This is a genomic window from Maribacter sp. PR66 (assembly GCF_028464205.1).
Taxonomy (GTDB): Bacteria; Bacteroidota; Bacteroidia; order Flavobacteriales; family Flavobacteriaceae; genus Maribacter; species Maribacter flavus.
In genome coordinates, this window is sequence record NZ_JAQPCH010000001.1 from 774,642 (window position 1) to 791,279 (window position 16,638).

Genomic DNA, 16,638 nt, shown 5'->3' on the forward strand with positions numbered 1-16,638 from the left:
TGTGCTGTTCTGTTGGGCACAAAAAATCCGTTCCTAAAATAAGAACGGATTTTCCATTTAATTATTGATTTAAACCCTTATTCCTTGAATTCCTTCAATACGGATTGGTTGGGCAGTTCCTCAAAGCCCATATTGAAAAGGGTAAACCCAAAAATATCGGCATATTGTTCTATGGTCTTACTCACAGGAGTTCCCGCACCGTGGCCGGCATTGGTCTCGATTCTAATCAAGGTTGGATTGTCCCCGGCCTGTTTTTCCTGTAGCTCCGCGGCAAACTTAAAGCTGTGGGCAGGCACCACGCGGTCATCATGGTCGCCCGTAGTGACCAAGGTTGCAGGATACGCCGTTCCTTCCTTTACATTATGAACGGGGGAGTAGCCCTTGAGATAGTTGAACATTTCCTCACTTTCCTCCGAAGTACCATAGTCATAGGCCCAACCGGCTCCGGCGGTAAACGTGTGATAGCGAAGCATATCCATGACACCTACGGCAGGCAGGGCCACTTGCATCAAATCAGGACGCTGGGTCATGGTGGCACCTACTAAAAGTCCGCCATTGGAACCCCCGCGGATGGCCAGATATTCCTTGGAGGTATATTGGTTTTCGATGAGGTATTCCGCAGCGGCGATGAAGTCGTCAAACACATTTTGTTTTTTGGTCTTGATACCCGCATTGTGCCATTTCTTGCCATATTCCCCACCACCTCGTAAGTTGGGAACGGCATACACACCGCCCTGTTCCATCCAAACGGCATTTACGATACTGAACGATGGGGTAAGACTTACATTAAAACCGCCATAGCCGTAAAGAATGGCGGGGTTTTTTCCGTTCAATTCGATGCCTTTTTTATGGGTGATGATCATAGGGATTTTGGTCCCGTCCTTGGAAGCGTAGAAAACTTGTTTGGATTCATAATCATCTGGATCGAAATCGATTTCCGGTTTCCAATATTGCTCGTACTCCCCGGTGTCTACATTGTATTTATAGGACGAACCGGGAGTGTTATAATTGGTAAAGGAAAAATAGAATTCCTTTTCGTCTTTTTTCCCGCCAAAACCACTGGCGCTTCCCACACCCGGAAGCTGTACCTCTCGCACCAAATTTCCCTCGTAATCGTACTGAAATACTTTGGATATGGCATCTACCATATACTCGGCAAAGAAGTAGCCGCCTCCCGTATTGGGACTCAATACATTTTCCGTTTCGGGAATAAAATCCTCCCAATTCTCCGGGGAAGGATTTTTGGCATCCACGGTAACGATTTTTTGATTGGGTGCATTTCTATTGGTTACGATGTAGAGTTTGGAACCTACATTCTCAATGATGTAATTGTCAGAATCCGTATCATCCACAATGGGGATCAGGAGTCCGTTGGGGTCCTGTAAATCGCGAATGAACAATTTGTTTCCGGAGGTGGAAATAGATGCTGAAATGACCAGGTATTTTTCGTCTTCGGTAACACTGGCCCCAACATAGCGGTGTTTTTCCGTAGGGATACCGCCATAAATCAGTTCGTCCTGCGATTGTGGGGTTCCCAATTTATGGTAGTAGACCTTGTGTTGGTCCGTTTTGGCGGAAAGCTCACTGCCTTCGGGCTTATCGTAACTGGAATAATAAAATCCATCATTTCCTTTCCATGAAATTCCGCTGAACTTGATATCGACCAAAGTATCCTCAACAACCTCCTTGGTTTCCGTACGCAGCACGATGGCCTTGCGCCAATCACTTCCCCCTTCCGAGATAAGGTAGGCTGCCAGGGATCCGTCCTTGGTAAACTCCAGTCCGGCCAAGGAGGTGGTACCGTCCTCCGAAAAGGTATTGGGATCCAGGAACACCTCGGCTTCGGCATCCCCTTTTTTCCTATAGACCACATATTGGTTCTGTAGCCCATTATTTTTATAGAAGTACGTATAGTCGCCTTCCCTAAATGGGGCACTTACTTTTTCATAGTTCCAAAGTTTTTCCAACCGTTTTTTTAGGTCGTTTCTGTAAGGGATGTTTTCCAAATACCCAAAGGTGGTCTCGTTCTGTTTTTTGACCCAAGCTTCGGTTTCCGGACTTCGGTCATCCTCCAACCAACGGAACGGGTCTTTAACCTCGGTTCCAAAATAGGTGTCTACGGTGTCGACTTTGGCAGTTTCAGGATAGTTCACAACAATCGGTTCTTTTTTTGTTTCTGTCCTGCAGGCTTGCAAAGCTAGGGCAGCGCAGGAAAAGAAAAGGATCTTTCGCATGGTTTTTAAAATTAGTCGGATTAAAAATACCACAAAAAAACCTCCAAAACAGGCGTGTTTTGAAGGTTTTAACATTCTTTAGGGTGGGTTTAAACCAAACCTTTCTCCACCAAATATTCCGCAATTTGGACCGCATTCGTGGCCGCTCCCTTTCTAAGGTTGTCCGCAACGATCCACATGTTTAAAGTGTTGGGATTTGTTTCGTCCCTACGAATCCTTCCCACGAAAACCTCGTCCTTATCATGTGCGTAGATGGGCATGGGGTAGGTGTTGGTGTCCGGGTTGTCCTGGACCGTAACGCCTGGCGTGTCGTTTAGGATTTGTCGGACTTCGTTCAAATCGAAATCATTGTGGAACTCCACATTGACGGATTCTGAATGTCCTCCGGAAGTTGGAATCCGTACGGCGGTCGCAGTAACCGAAAAGGTTCTGTCATCCAATATTTTCTGCGGCTCTCTGGCCAACTTCATTTCCTCTTTGGTATACCCGTTTTCTAGGAATACATCACAATGGGGAAGGGCATTTCTTCCAATGGGATACGGGTACGCCATTTCGCCGGTAACCCCTGCGATTTCGTTCTCCAATTGTCGGACGGCTTTCACCCCCGTACCGGAAACCGATTGATAGGTAGAAACGATGACCCGTCTCATTTTATATTTTTTGTGAAGCGGTGCCAGTGCCATGACCAATTGTATGGTAGAACAGTTGGGGTTGGCAATTATTTTGTCATTGCTAGTTAAAACATTGGCATTGATTTCCGGAACCACTAATTTTTTATCCGGGTCCATACGCCAAGCGGATGAGTTGTCAACAACGGTCGTTCCAGCTTCCGCGAATTTTGGTGCCCATTCCAATGAGGTATCCCCACCTGCGGAGAAAATGGCGATGTGCGGCTTGGCCGCCACGGCATCAGCCAATCCAACAATGGAGTATTCCTCACCTTTATAGGGCATTTTTTTGCCTACAGATCGTTCCGAGGCGACCAACAAAAGTTCACTAATGGGAAAATTGCGTTCGGCCAATACCTTCAACATCACCTCACCTACCATGCCCGTGGCGCCAACTACAGCTACCTTCATAATTCTAAATTTTAAAATTCTCGCGCAAAAATAGGTATTACCCTAACTTGGACAAGGGAATTCGGAATTAATAATTAAAATATAACAAAAAGTTATAAAAACAACATTTTGTGCAAAACCTATAATCCAACCTTGTAAAATCCTAATTTGATTGTCTCCCTAGCTTTTAGAGTGTTTTTAAATCTGACTATCGGATAAAAAAATACCGCCAAACTGCTAGCGAAGCAATGTTGGCGGTTTTTAAAGTTAGACTGCGGTGCAGCGGTTTATCCTGTAAAGGGATAATTTACTTTTTCAAGGCGTCCCTAATTTCCATAAGCAACTCCTCGGCTGTTGGGCCTTTTGGTGCTTCTGGAGCGGGCTCCTCTTTCTTTTTGGTCTTGTTATAAGCCTTAACAATCATGAACAGTACAAAGCCTACGGTAATCAAGTTGATGATGGCGTTGACCCATTTTCCGTACATAATGGCATTTTCTGGTTTTGTAACCTCTCCATCGGTACCTACAACGGCTTCGTCCAATACGATTTTCATATCGGCAAAGTCCAGACCACCGGCAAAGTGTCCTACAATCGGCATCATTATATCGGAAACAAATCCATTAACTACCAGACCAACGGCCCCGGCCAGAATTACCGCAACTGCCAGGTCAATGACATTTCCGGTCATAATAAAATTCTTAAATTCTTTTAGCATGATTTAGTGTTTTATTGGTTTATAGGGATGCAATGTAAGAAAAAATAATTCTTAATAAAATGTGAAATAAATCAAATTTTAACTGGAATATATTCTTCTTACCCGTTGTGAAATCCCTGTAATCAACTCATAGGAAATGGTGTTCGCGGTTTTTGCCACTTCATGGGCGGATAGCTCAGGGCCATATAGAATCACCTCATCCCCTTCCTTACTGGGGATATCCGTAATATCGATCATGATCATATCCATACAGACGTTTCCAATAATTGGCGCCATTTGACCGTTGACCAACACAAAGGTTTTGCCCTTGCCATATTGTCTTCCAATACCATCTGCATGGCCAATGGGCAGAGTGGCAGAGACCCTGGACGACCCTGAAACATAGGCCCTATTGTAGCCTACGGTATCATTGGGATTTAGGTGATGGATTTGGGAAATGATGGTTTTTAGGGTTGCGATGGGTTTCAGTTCCGCGTCATATTTAGCTTCATTTCCATAACCGTACAAGCCTATTCCGCTTCGTACCATATCGTATTGTGCTTCCTGATAATTCAGGATTCCAGAAGTGTTGAGAATATGCCTTATGGGTTGAATTTTTAACCGATTGGTTACTTCAACACTTATTTTTTCAAATTTGGCAATCTGCTTTCTGGTGAACGCTTCTTCCTTAGGGTCTTCGGTGGCGGCTAAATGGGAAAATAGGGAAACAATTTTCAAAGTATCCTTATTTCCCAATAGCTCCAAAAGGGATTCAACGTCTTTTTCCGCAAATCCCAATCGGTTCAATCCGGTATTGAACTTGATATGTACCGGATATCGATTGATTTTTTTCCGATTCAATAACGCAGTGAATTGGTTCAGGATCCCAAAGGAATACATACTGGGTTCCAACTGGAACTCGATGAGGGTTTCTAAATTAACGGGTTGGGGATGGAGTACCAAAATGGGTTTCGTAATCCCAGCTTTACGCAGGGCAACGCCTTCTTTTACATAGGCCACGGCAAAATAGTCGGTTCCCAGTTCCTGTAGTTTCAAGGCAATTTGGTCCGCATCGCTACCATAGGCAAAGGCCTTGACGACCGAAAGAAATTTGGTGCCCGGATTTAATTTGGACCGAAGAAAACGATAATTATGTTCCAGGGACTTCAAGTCTATTTCCAGAACGGTCTCCAGGGCCTTAGGCATTTGGTTTTCTATTGGGATTTTCGATTTCCACAGAATCTACCTTCATATGCTTCACTTTTTCCTTTAACATGGCCTTGTAAAAGGCACCACGGCTTAGGGGTTCATATTCGTTCGTTTCACCTAACAGGACAAGCTTGTCGTTGTTGGATTTTCGAAAGCTGTAATTGGCCAAATTCCCGGTTCTCGTACAGATGGCATGTACTTTGGTCACATATTCTGCCGTGGCCATAAGCGCCGGCATTGGTCCAAATGGGTTGCCCTTGAAGTCCATGTCCAACCCAGCAACGATTACCCGAACCCCTTTATTGGCAAGGTCGTTGCAAACGGTAACGATTTCATCATCAAAAAACTGTGCCTCGTCTATGCCAATAACATCGCAAGTGTCGGCCAAAATACGAATGTTCGCGGCTGCCGGTACCGGCGTGGAGCGTATTTCGTTAGCATCATGGGAAACCACCATATCGTCATCGTATCGGGTATCCACCATGGGCTTAAAGATCTCCACTTTGAGTTTGGCGAACTGTGCCCGTTTTAGCCTGCGTATCAATTCCTCGGTCTTGCCCGAAAACATGGACCCGGCAATGACTTCTATCCAGCCGAATTGTTCCTGGTGATTAACGGTATTTTCGAGAAACATTTTGTATTTTTAAACGAAAATATGGGGTTTTTCCGTTCTATTTATAGAATCTTAAAGTTATTAAAAAAAGGAGCGGCTTTCGCGCGGAATAAACTAATTTGTAGTTATGAAGGAAAAATTAAGGGCAGATTTGATTAAAATGTCCACGGACATCATTACTTCCAGGGAGATAAATGATATTACGGACTTGTACGAAGCTGCCAAGAAACTTTACGAGAAGATTGCGGTACTCAAGTTTATAGAAGAGGAACTGAACGACATTCAGGTGGACGTTTCCAAAAACATCATTGCCGAAAAGTTCGAGAAAATGGCGAATGCCGTGATGCGCGCCAATACCTCTGTTCCCGAAAGCAATCCACATGAGGAGGATATCATGACACCGGGTATGGAAACCATAAAGGATATGGTTTCAGAAATGCCCAATTCTGAAAATTTGGAAGAAGTCTTGACGGAGTTCATGTCCAAACCGGATTTGATGAAGAACGACAAGGAGTTGTTCATGCCCCCGCCAACTTCCAAAAAACAGGAGACCCCTAAATCCTTGAACGAGCGATTGGCAACAAGGGAACTTCAAGTAGATCTTAACAACAGGCTCGGTTTTATAAAACATCTTTTTAACGGCAGTGCAGAGGATTACAATAGGGTATTGTCCCAATTGAGTACCATCGACAGCCATGAGCGTTCCGTATCATTCATTAAGAATATGGTAAAACCGGATTATGATAATTGGGAAGGAAAGGAAGAGTATGAGATGCGGTTTATGGAACTCATAGAACGTAGATTTTTATAAAGCGACGGTATTTTTATAGCAATAAGGCCCAGCACTTGGTGTTGGGTCTTTACTTTTGTAACCATGGGAAAACTATATATTGTGCCTACGCCCATTGGCAATTTGGAGGATATCACCTTAAGGGCCATTCGGGTCTTAAAGGAGGCCGATTTGATTTTGGCCGAAGATACCCGTACCAGTGGAAAGCTTTTACAACATTTGGAGGTATCTACGCCCATGCAGAGCCATCATATGCATAATGAACATAAAACCGTATCCGGACTTGTGGATCGCATCCAGGCAGGTACTACAATTGCCTTGATTTCAGATGCGGGGACGCCCGCCATTTCCGATCCTGGGTTTTTATTGACCCGCGCCTGTGTGGAAGCGGGTGTGGAAGTGGAATGCCTGCCCGGGGCCACGGCCTTTGTACCCGCCTTGGTTAACAGTGGCCTGCCCAATGATAAATTTGTTTTTGAAGGTTTTTTGCCAGTTAAAAAAGGAAGACAGACCCGACTGACTTTTTTGTCCGAAGAAACCAGAACGATGATTTTTTACGAATCCCCGCATAAACTGCTAAAGACCTTGGCCAATTTTGTGGAATATTTTGGTGTGGACAGGCCCGTTTCCGTTTCTAGGGAACTTACCAAAATGTACGAGGAAACCATCCGTGGCACCGCCGAGGAAGTACTAAAGCATTACACCGAAAAGCCTCCAAAAGGAGAGATAGTGATTGTGGTTGGGGGGAAAAAGTAAGTATTTCCTTCTTAACATTTGAATGAAGCGATATCATTTCGTGATTGTTAATTCTTGCCATAAGCTATAATTTTCCAGTAGGACTGTGTATCTTGGCGGCGAAATTCAGAAATGAGAAAAAATCTGTCATTACTTTTTACCTTACTATACTTTATGGCCATGGTAAAGCCGGTAATGCCCGTATTGGAGTATCTATATAACCAAGATTATATTGCCGAGGTTCTTTGTATCAACAAGGACAAGCCCATGCTTAATTGTGATGGTAAATGTTACTTGGCCAAAATGATCAAGGAACAGCAGAAGGAAAAGCAACACCAAGATGTTCCTTCGGTAGACTTAAGGGAGTATCCAATCGGTTTCGTTGATATTCTTGAGTACGGCTTCGTTACAAATATAAATTCCAAAAAAACTATTATTTCCTGGAAGAACCTTTATCAAGGTAAACACAACGCTTCCATTTTCCACCCACCAAATACTATAGTTTAAATAAGAATTAACTACAACGTACATTTTCATTTAATAGTGAAAGTGTAATGTTATGTACGTCTATCCCTATCGATTATACGATTTGGGAAATCAATAAATATATTCAATTCACAAGGGTATGAACACTGCAGGGATAGTGTATACCCATTATTTAAACTAGTATGAAATCTATATATAAACTTTTACCCGCGGTTTTTTCATTGTGCCTATTCATGGCTTGTAACGATGACGATAATATGGAAGAACTGAGCGGAGAAGGAACCGTTAAACTAACATTCGACAACAGCGTTGGTTCTGATGATCTGTTGTTAGGGACTTCCTCCTATACGAATTCACAAAATGAAGTTTTGACTATTTCAAGACTCAATTACATTGTAAGCAATTTTACATTGACCAATGATATGGGGGAAACATTTACATACCCCAAGGACGACAGTTATTTTATTACTAGCGAGGAAACGGGTGAGACCGAAATCTCTTTGACCAATGTACCCGCCGGCAGATATGTCTCCGTAACGTTTGGGATAGGTGTGGACCAAGAGAAATACCTTCAAGGTGCCGATGGTCAAGGGACATTCCTGGCCAAAGCCGAGGAGACCAATATGATGTGGGCGTGGCAGGCAGGATATAAATTCTTGAACTTTGAAGGAACCTTTACTTCCCAATCCGTAACTGAGCCAACTAATTTCAAGGTGCATATGGGCAGTCATGGCTCAAGTTTGGACAACTACAAGGAAGTTACCTTGAATTTGGGAACGGAAGCTTTGGTAAGTGATGAAATGACCCCAATAATCCATTTGGTGGCAGATGCGAATGCCATTTTGGACGGGGCCAATAAACTTTCCCTCTCCGAACAGGCCGTTATCATGGTAAGTGAGGAAAAATCCCCAAAAGTGGCGGCGAATGTGTCGGGCATGTTTACGGTGGACCATGTGCATAATGGTACTGGTGACACACACTAATATGGAATTGGGCTGTTTCGGCAGCCCAACTTTCTTCACTAAAAAAGTAAGGATGAAATTTTTATATAGCATTTTGATGCTGGGCGTTTTTATGTCCTGCTCCAATGATGACGAATATGCCAGCTTTGCAGAAAACGAACTATTGGCGTTCACTGTTCCCAAAAACTTTCCGGAAATGGTCTACGACATTGAAAGCAACCCGCCAACAAAATTCGGTTTTGAACTGGGTAAAAAATTGTTTTATGATGGCAAACTTTCCTCCAACGGATTTATTTCCTGCGGATTTTGCCATGAACAACGTTTTGCCTTTACCCATCACGGGCATCAGTTTAGTCACGGGGTGAACGATTTATCGGGCACAAGGAATACACCTTCAGTAGCGAACATGGCCTTTTTGAATGAGTTTTCTTGGGACGGTGCCACGTCCCACTTGGACCTCTTTCCCATTATCCCTATTACCAATGAAGTTGAAATGGGCGAGACCATGACTGGGGTCATGACAAAGATTCAAGCCGACCGTGAATATCAAAGGGCCTTTGAGGCCGCCTTTGAGGAGGGTGGCGTTAGTACCGAGAATTTATTAAAGGCGCTGTCCCAATTTATGGTCATGATGATTTCTTCCAATTCCAAATATGATAAATACATAAGAGGGGAAGATGGTGTACAGTTCACTGAAAAAGAGGCGTATGGTTTGGATGTATTTAATGAAAAATGTGCATCGTGCCACGCCACGGATTTATTCACCGATAGTAGTTTTAGGAACAACGGTCTGCCCCCAAATCCTTCCTTGAACGATTTGGGAAGGGCGGAGGTCAGTGGCAAGGCAAGTGACAATTACAAGTTTAAGGTTCCTAGCCTCAGGAATGTTGCCCTAACGGCGCCCTATATGCACGATGGTAGGTTTGGCAGCTTGGAATCCGTTCTTAATTTTTATACCCGGGGCATGGTAGATTCCCCAACCTTGGACGAGACTTTGAGAAATGGGGAAGAACTGGGTATTCCATTGGATGATGAGGAAAAGGAAGGACTCTTGGCCTTCTTACAAACTTTAACGGACGACACTTTTATCAACGATAAACGATTTTCTGAATATTGATAATGAAAAAATACATAAGCTTTCTTTTGTTCTTGGTCGTTGCTTCCTTTTTGCGGGCCAACGAATCAATAAACGGTACCAATACCGATCCATGTATCTGGGCAGGTACCATGTTCGAGGATTTTTGTGACACCTGTGGATGTGGCGGTAATGGTGGTAGTATGGGGTTTGGGACCGGGTTGAACAATAACTTTATAGGGTTACGGTACATTGGTCAGAAATATCGGTCGCGCGATGGTATTTTTGCCAATTCACCTTGGATAAACGAAAATTTCAACACCGTGCAGGTCTGGGGGAATTTCCCCATAGGAAAGAGGGTTTTGGTCAATACGTTGATTCCCTTTCATTCGCACAACCGAAGGTTTTCGGATAACTCGGAACAAACAATCAGCGGTATCGGCGATGCAACCGTACTTGCCTACTACCAATTGATCGCCCCCCTTCCTGATAGTATAATTTCCATTAAGCCCAAGCATATATTGCAATTGGGAGGAGGGGTCAAAGCACCCACGGGAAGTTTTAAGGAAGAAAATTTGGAGGGCAGTGTTAATCCTAGTTTTCAGTTGGGAACAGGTAGCTGGGACTATATTTTAGCGGCCAACTATGGGCTTACCCACAGAAATTGGGGAATTTCCGCGCTTGTAAACTATACCATAAAAACGGAAAATAGTGTCTCATACCTATTTGGGAATCAATGGAACCTGGCCGTTAATACTTTTAAGACCTATTACCTATCGGATAGTTGGTCGTTTACACCACAATTGGGTCTTGGGGCTGAATTTTTTGAAAAAAACAAGGAATTTGGACTTTTGGTTAACGATACGGGCGGGGACGTTTACTTTGGCCGATTGGGGCTCGAGGCCAATTACAATAGGTTTGCCTTGGGAATTTCAAGTATGCTGCCCATAGCCCAAAATTTGAACAATGGGAAGGTAGAAGTGAAAAATCGGGTAATGCTATATCTCAATTTTAACATTTGAAATAAAATTTAGCTTAAATTGAACCCATGTGGGTACCATGGGTTATTTCCGGTTTTACCGTGATTGCGGTTTATTTTTTGGACCGATGGGAAAATAGGCATATAAAATCTTTGTTCGATTGGGTACCGGCCATTTTGTTGGCCTATATTATCCCTGCCCTTATTTCGTATGTTTTCAACGTAGACTATTCCCAGGCCGAAATCCATAATTTCAGCCGGGATTACTTTATTCCCTTGGCCATTATCGCCGTGATGAGTAGTTTGTCCTTGGGTCAGTTGAAGTCCATAGGGTATAAGCCGATATTGGTTTTTCTGGCGGGCTCTTTTTTTATAGCGGTTTTCCCGATAGTCCTTATGCTACTTTTTTCAGAATCCGAGTTGATTTCAAAGACCTTGGTAACGGAAAACTATTGGATGGGCATTCCGCCCATTGTGGGCAGTTGGATCGGGGGAAGTACGAGTCAGCTCGTATTAAAGGAGTTGGTGGAATGCCCGGAGAATATCTTTTTGACGGTTTTGGTGATGGACAATATTTTGGTGAATGTCTGGACGATTTTGATGTTCCAGACCATCAAAAAGAGTGAAATATTAAATAAGTGGTTTAGGGTATCGGATGTTGCCATTCCAGAGGATATCCGTTTGGAAAAGGGAAGCAAATGGAATCCATGGTTATGTGCCTTGGTGCTTTTGATCATTGTGGTTTTTAGCAATTACCTTATTGACAGCTTCATTGTAAAAGTGGTGCTACTTTCGTTTGTAGGGTTGGGATTGAGCAATTTTATACCGAAATGGAACTTTGGATTCGCCCTAAAGGCAGGGGGAATCTTAATTATTGTGGTGATGGCGGTTTTGGGATTGAAATTGCAGATTGCCACGTTGGGCTTCAACCTACCTTTTTTCGGGTTTTTATGCGTGTGGCTTTTGGGACATTTTATTTTTATGGTCTTGGTGGCCAAATTGCTGAACGTAAACATGGCCTGGGTGCCTATCGCCAGTATGGCCAATGTAGGCGGAATTGCCACGGCTCCGGCGGTTACGGCGGCCTATAACCTCAAGTGGATGCCCCATGCCATAGTGTTGGCCATTTTAAGTATGGCAACCGGTACCTTTTGGGGAATGTTGACGATTTGGTTGTTTAGGGCTTTTGTGGTGTAAATGAGCAGGTTTTAAAAACAAATTACTTCTCGACTGCGCTCGAAGTGACAGAAAAATCACTTTTTTACCAACAACCATAAACTTTTAACTAATACAGAGAGCCATCATGCTTCCCTTTCTCCCAACCATGTTTGCCTAAATATTGGTCGGCACTTTGTACCGCTCCATCCTCAATGGAAGTTCCCATGGAGTCGTTCCATCGGTTTAGGTAACCGAATAGGGAAATTACCCCTAGCATTTCCACAATTTCGCCTTCGTCCCAATAGTTGTACAGTCGTGCTTTTATTTCGGCATCCACGGCATTGGGTACTTGGGAGGCTTGCAGTGAAAAATCCAATGCGGCCCTTTCCGCATCGGAGAAAGCTGGATGGGTACGGTATTCCCAAATATTGTCCAGTTGCTCCTGTTCTGCGCCATAACGTTCGGCGGCCCGAATGGCATGGGCCTGGCAATAGCGGCATCCCGTAGCGTTACTACTTACCCAGGCAATCATTCTTTTTAATGCCGAAGTGACCCTTCCCTCATTGGCCATGACAGCTTTGTTGAGATTGATAAAGGCTTTGGATATGGCAGGCCGGTGCTGCATGGTCAATACGGAATTAGGGCAAAAGCCCAAAGTCTCGTTGAAGAATTCGGCCAATTTTTTTGTTTCGGGGTCGTGGCTGGGGTCCAAAGGATTTACAAGTGCCATAGGCTATTTTTTGGAGGTTAATTATGGTATTTTTGTAGTCCACAAGAAACAAAAAATTATGGGTACAACAAATCACATTACCACCAAATGGTTGGGTAACATGGCCTTTGAGAGCAATAATCCTTCAGGGCAAACGATACGGATTGACATCGCCAAGGAAGACGGTGGCGACGGCAGCGGTGTAAGACCCAAAGCGTTGATGCTATCCGGATTGGCGGGATGTTCGGGCTTGGATGTTGCCGCGCTTATCAAAAAAATGAAACTGGAGGTAACCGATTTTCATATCGAAACCATCGCCAACCTTACGGACGAACATCCCAAATACTATGACAAGGTCGTTATTGAATACCATTTTCACGGCCCCAATCTTGATGAAAAAAAGCTACAACGCGCCGTAGATCTATCGGTAGAGAAATATTGCGGGGTAATGGAGATGTTTAGAAGATTTGCTGTATTGGATATTAAAACTATATTTCACAATAGTTAAATTCAAATTCAAGCGTCAAGTTCAAGTTCAAAGGAATAGCGATGAATCCCGAGAGGAAATTTGATTTAGAAGAAAGACTTGTAAATTTTGCAGCGGATATCGTTTTCTTCTGCAGAGATATGCCCTCAGATATGACAGGTCATTATTATGGTAACCAACTGTTGAGATCTGGTGGTAGTTCTGCATTGAATTTTGGCGAAGCACAGGGCGCAAACTCAGATAAAGATTATATCAACAAGGTCTCGATTACTCTAAAAGAATTAAAAGAATCCAGGGTAAATTTAAAAATCTTGGACCGGGTGAACTATGTGGACAGCTCTATGCCAAATAAATTGTTGAACGAAGTAGAACAACTTGTAAGAATTATTGCTACTATTATCAAGAACAAAAAACAAGGACAAGATACCCTTTGAACTTGATATTTGAGTTTGAACTTGAGCTTTAGAAAATGCGCTGGACGATAAAACCTAGACCGGAACAAGTTGAGATTGAGCGATTGGCCAATGCCTTGGGTGTGGAAAAAATCGTGGCCCATTTACTGCTTCAGCGGGATATTTCGACCTTTGAGGAGGCCAAAAAATTCTTTCGGCCACAATTGGAGGAATTGCACAATCCTTTTTTGATGAAGGACATGGATTTGGCGGTAGCCCGAATCGAAATGGCCATAGCCGAAAATGAAAATATCCTGGTTTATGGCGATTACGATGTGGATGGAACCACGGCCGTAGCCCTAGTATCTTCCTATTTACTTTCGTATTATCCCAATGTGGCCACCTATATCCCAGATAGATATGATGAGGGTTATGGGGTGTCCTACAAGGGAATCGACTTTGCCGAGGACAATGGGTTTAGCCTTATCATCGCCTTGGACTGTGGTATCAAGGCAGTGGAGAAAGTTGGGTACGCCAAGGATAAGGGAATCGATTTTATTATCTGTGACCACCACCGTCCGGATTCGGTTTTGCCCGCTGCCGTTGCCGTTCTGGACCCCAAGCGGGAGGATTGTAACTATCCCTATGATGAACTCTGCGGTTGTGGTGTGGGGTTTAAGCTGGTTCATGCTTTAGGTTCTCGACGAGGTGAAACTATAGATGATTTGTTGTACTACCTTGATTTAGTGGCAACTGCCATTGCGGCCGATATCGTTCCGATAACCGGAGAGAATCGAATCTTGGCATTTTTTGGCCTACAGGTTATCAACCAGAATCCTAGGGCCGGGTTCAGGGCCATCATACAACAACTTAAAAAATCGACCCTGACCATCACCGATGTTGTGTTTATCATCGCGCCCCGCATCAATGCCGCCGGTAGAATGGAACACGGCCAACATGCCGTAAACCTACTCACCGAAACGGATATTTCCAAAGCTATGAGGTTTGCTTCGGAAATAGAGAAATATAATTCCGATAGAAAAGGATTGGACCAGGAAATTACCCAGGAAGCCCTTCTTCAGATTCAGGACAACAAGGAGGAGGACCGATTCACATCGGTTGTGTTTCAAGAGCACTGGCATAAGGGTGTTATTGGTATCGTGGCCTCCAGATTGACGGAAACCTATTATAGACCAACGCTTGTCTTTACCAAAAGCGGGGATAAATTGGCTGCTTCCGCCCGATCGGTAAAGGGTTTTGATGTGTATAATGCCTTGGAACGTTGTTCGGATTGTATCGAGCAATTCGGTGGCCATAAATATGCCGCCGGACTCACCTTATTGGAGGAACAGTATCAGGCATTCAAGGAGCAGTTTGAAAAGGTGGTCAAAGAAACCATAGATCCTGCCCTCTTAACTCCTGAAATCCTGGTCGACTGCATAATCGAACTTAAGGACATTACCCCAAAATTATTACGGATTATCCGCCAATTCGCACCTTTTGGACCGGGTAATATGGCTCCGGTTTTTATGGCCCAAAATCTAGTGGATACGGGCTATGCCAGAACCGTAGGGCAGGAAGATGCCCATTTAAAGGTATCAGTTACCCAGGAGGATAGCCACAGGATTGACGGCATTGGGTTCAATCTTGGGAATAAACTTGGCAGGGTTACCAGTAGGAATCCCTTTGATGCCGTATTCTCAATCGATGAAAATGAGTGGCAGGGAAACATCAGTCTTCAGCTAAAAATCAGGGATATAAAATAGCGAATGCATGACCAAAAAGATTGATCCGTACGCGGCCCTGCGATTTAGGGAATTCAATATTTTTTTATTGGTGCGCTTTGCCATGGTCTTTGCTTGGTCCATGCAGTTCATCGTAATCGAATGGCAAGTGTATACCTTAACAAAGGACCCATTGTCCTTGGGAATCATTGGTTTGATGGAGGTCATCCCGGCCGTGGGGATGGCCCTTTTTGCGGGACATATCGTGGACCAGAAAGAAAAACGGAACCTTTTGGTGAGATGTATTTTGGGCTTTTCGGTGATTAGTTTCGGTCTATTTTTGTTGAGTTGGCCCGGTTTGGAAGACACTTGGGAAACAAAGACCATTTTGTATGGAATCTACGCCCTTGTTTTTTTGGGAGGTCTGGTACGGGCTTTTTTGGGACCTACGATTTTTTCCTTAATCGCGCTTATCGTGCCCAAGAAAATTTATCCGAATGCGGCCACGTGGAGCAGCTCTACCTGGCAATTGGCTTCGGTTTTAGGTCCGGCACTGGCAGGATTTTCCATTAGTTTTATTGGGGTACATTGGTCCATGTGCGTCATTTTTGGATTTTCGGTATTGGCATTGATTACCTTGTTCCAAATACCACGAAAACCGATCATGAACCCCAAAATTGGGGAACCGGTCTTTCAAAGCTTAAAGGAGGGTTTAAAGTTCGTGTTCGATACCAAGGCTATTTTGGGCGCCCTTACCTTGGATATGATCGCGGTACTCTTTGGAGGGGCCGTTGCCCTTTTACCTGTTTTTGCCCAGGATATTTTACACGTAGGTTCTGAAGGTTTTGGGATTCTCAGGGCCGCCCCAGCCGTTGGCGCGTCCATTACCATGTTGGGGTCTACCCGCTTTCCTTTGCATAAAAATGCAGGAAAAAAACTGCTTTGGGCCGTTTTTGGGTTTGGGGTCTGTATCATCGTTTTTGGTATGTCCACGTATTTTTGGCTATCGGTCCTAGCACTATTTGTGAGCGGTGCCGTTGACGGAGTGTCCATGATCATTCGCCAGACCATCCTACAATTAAAGACACCGGACAATATGCGGGGTAGGGTTGCATCGGTAAACTCTATGTTCGTGGGCTCTTCCAACGAATTGGGCGCTTTTGAAAGTGGTGTTACGGCAAAACTTATGGGAACGGTTACGGCCGTTATTTTTGGTGGAAGTATGACTATCCTAACCGTTGGGCTAACAGCTCTGGCATGGCCATCCTTTAGAAGATTGGACCTTTCCAAGGATATCGAAGATCATGAAAAGGAATGAAGTTGATCCTTTTAA

The 16,638-nt window shown here is 44.0% G+C and carries 17 protein-coding genes; 11 read left to right on the plus strand and 6 right to left on the minus strand.

The annotated features are described in order from the left end of the window. Positions 1–77: 77 nt before the first annotated feature. The 5 genes from PP181_RS03305 to PP181_RS03325 form a co-directional block, all read right to left on the minus strand. Positions 78–2,234 carry a prolyl oligopeptidase family serine peptidase gene (locus tag PP181_RS03305; RefSeq protein ID WP_272635969.1) on the minus strand — a complete coding sequence of 719 codons (2,157 nt, stop codon included), beginning with the start codon at positions 2,232–2,234 and terminating at the stop codon, positions 78–80. Positions 2,235–2,323: 89 nt separating this feature from the next. Further along, a complete protein-coding gene (locus PP181_RS03310) occupies positions 2,324–3,313 on the minus strand; it encodes an aspartate-semialdehyde dehydrogenase (protein ID WP_272635970.1) in 990 nt (329 codons plus the stop codon). Between the two features lie 286 nt (positions 3,314–3,599). Then, a complete protein-coding gene (gene mscL / locus PP181_RS03315) occupies positions 3,600–4,007 on the minus strand; it encodes a large conductance mechanosensitive channel protein MscL (RefSeq protein WP_272635971.1) in 408 nt (135 codons plus the stop codon). Positions 4,008–4,085: 78 nt separating this feature from the next. Continuing rightward, complete coding sequence (alr, locus tag PP181_RS03320; RefSeq protein ID WP_272635972.1) at positions 4,086–5,192, minus strand: alanine racemase; 1,107 nt, start codon at positions 5,190–5,192, stop codon at positions 4,086–4,088. After that, on the minus strand, positions 5,185–5,829 hold the full coding sequence (locus PP181_RS03325; RefSeq protein ID WP_154917827.1) for a thymidine kinase: 645 nt from the start codon (positions 5,827–5,829) through the stop codon (positions 5,185–5,187). The genes alr and PP181_RS03325 overlap by 8 nt, the downstream gene beginning before the upstream one ends. A gap of 106 nt (positions 5,830–5,935) precedes the next feature. Between PP181_RS03325 and PP181_RS03330 the strand changes: the two genes are divergently transcribed. The 7 genes from PP181_RS03330 to PP181_RS03360 all read left to right on the plus strand — a co-directional run bounded on the left by PP181_RS03330 (position 5,936) and on the right by PP181_RS03360 (position 12,032). Beyond that, complete coding sequence (locus tag PP181_RS03330) at positions 5,936–6,619, plus strand: hypothetical protein (RefSeq protein WP_154917828.1); 684 nt, start codon at positions 5,936–5,938, stop codon at positions 6,617–6,619. Between the two features lie 63 nt (positions 6,620–6,682). Next, positions 6,683–7,354, plus strand: a complete 672-nt coding sequence (rsmI, locus tag PP181_RS03335; protein WP_154917829.1) for a 16S rRNA (cytidine(1402)-2'-O)-methyltransferase — start codon at positions 6,683–6,685, stop codon at positions 7,352–7,354. 111 nt (positions 7,355–7,465) lie between these two features. Continuing rightward, entirely contained in the window at positions 7,466–7,840 is a 375-nt protein-coding gene (locus tag PP181_RS03340) for a hypothetical protein (RefSeq protein WP_272635973.1), read from the plus strand. 161 nt (positions 7,841–8,001) lie between these two features. Then, complete coding sequence (locus tag PP181_RS03345) at positions 8,002–8,802, plus strand: MbnP family protein (protein ID WP_272635974.1); 801 nt, start codon at positions 8,002–8,004, stop codon at positions 8,800–8,802. A gap of 52 nt (positions 8,803–8,854) precedes the next feature. Further along, entirely contained in the window at positions 8,855–9,898 is a 1,044-nt protein-coding gene (locus PP181_RS03350) for a cytochrome-c peroxidase (protein ID WP_272635975.1), read from the plus strand. 2 nt (positions 9,899–9,900) lie between these two features. After that, the gene (locus PP181_RS03355; protein ID WP_154917833.1) at positions 9,901–10,878 is read left to right on the plus strand and encodes a transporter; all 978 of its coding nucleotides are present in this window, start codon (positions 9,901–9,903) and stop codon (positions 10,876–10,878) included. A 26-nt stretch (positions 10,879–10,904) separates the two neighbouring features. After that, on the plus strand, positions 10,905–12,032 hold the full coding sequence (locus PP181_RS03360) for a DUF819 family protein (RefSeq protein ID WP_154917834.1): 1,128 nt from the start codon (positions 10,905–10,907) through the stop codon (positions 12,030–12,032). Between the two features lie 88 nt (positions 12,033–12,120). Here PP181_RS03360 and PP181_RS03365 read toward each other — a convergent pair whose 3' ends face one another. Further along, a complete protein-coding gene (locus PP181_RS03365) occupies positions 12,121–12,723 on the minus strand; it encodes a carboxymuconolactone decarboxylase family protein (protein ID WP_272635976.1) in 603 nt (200 codons plus the stop codon). A gap of 58 nt (positions 12,724–12,781) precedes the next feature. On the opposite strand from PP181_RS03365, the gene PP181_RS03370 reads away from it, so the two are divergent. The 4 genes from PP181_RS03370 to PP181_RS03385 are packed head-to-tail and all read left to right on the plus strand — an operon-like array spanning position 12,782 to position 16,623. Next, complete coding sequence (locus PP181_RS03370) at positions 12,782–13,210, plus strand: OsmC family protein (RefSeq protein WP_154917836.1); 429 nt, start codon at positions 12,782–12,784, stop codon at positions 13,208–13,210. A 41-nt stretch (positions 13,211–13,251) separates the two neighbouring features. Further along, complete coding sequence (locus PP181_RS03375; protein ID WP_272635977.1) at positions 13,252–13,623, plus strand: four helix bundle protein; 372 nt, start codon at positions 13,252–13,254, stop codon at positions 13,621–13,623. Between the two features lie 35 nt (positions 13,624–13,658). Then, on the plus strand, positions 13,659–15,347 hold the full coding sequence (gene recJ, locus PP181_RS03380) for a single-stranded-DNA-specific exonuclease RecJ (protein WP_272635978.1): 1,689 nt from the start codon (positions 13,659–13,661) through the stop codon (positions 15,345–15,347). Positions 15,348–15,354: 7 nt separating this feature from the next. Continuing rightward, entirely contained in the window at positions 15,355–16,623 is a 1,269-nt protein-coding gene (locus tag PP181_RS03385) for an MFS transporter (protein WP_154917839.1), read from the plus strand. Positions 16,624–16,638: the final 15 nt, after the last annotated feature.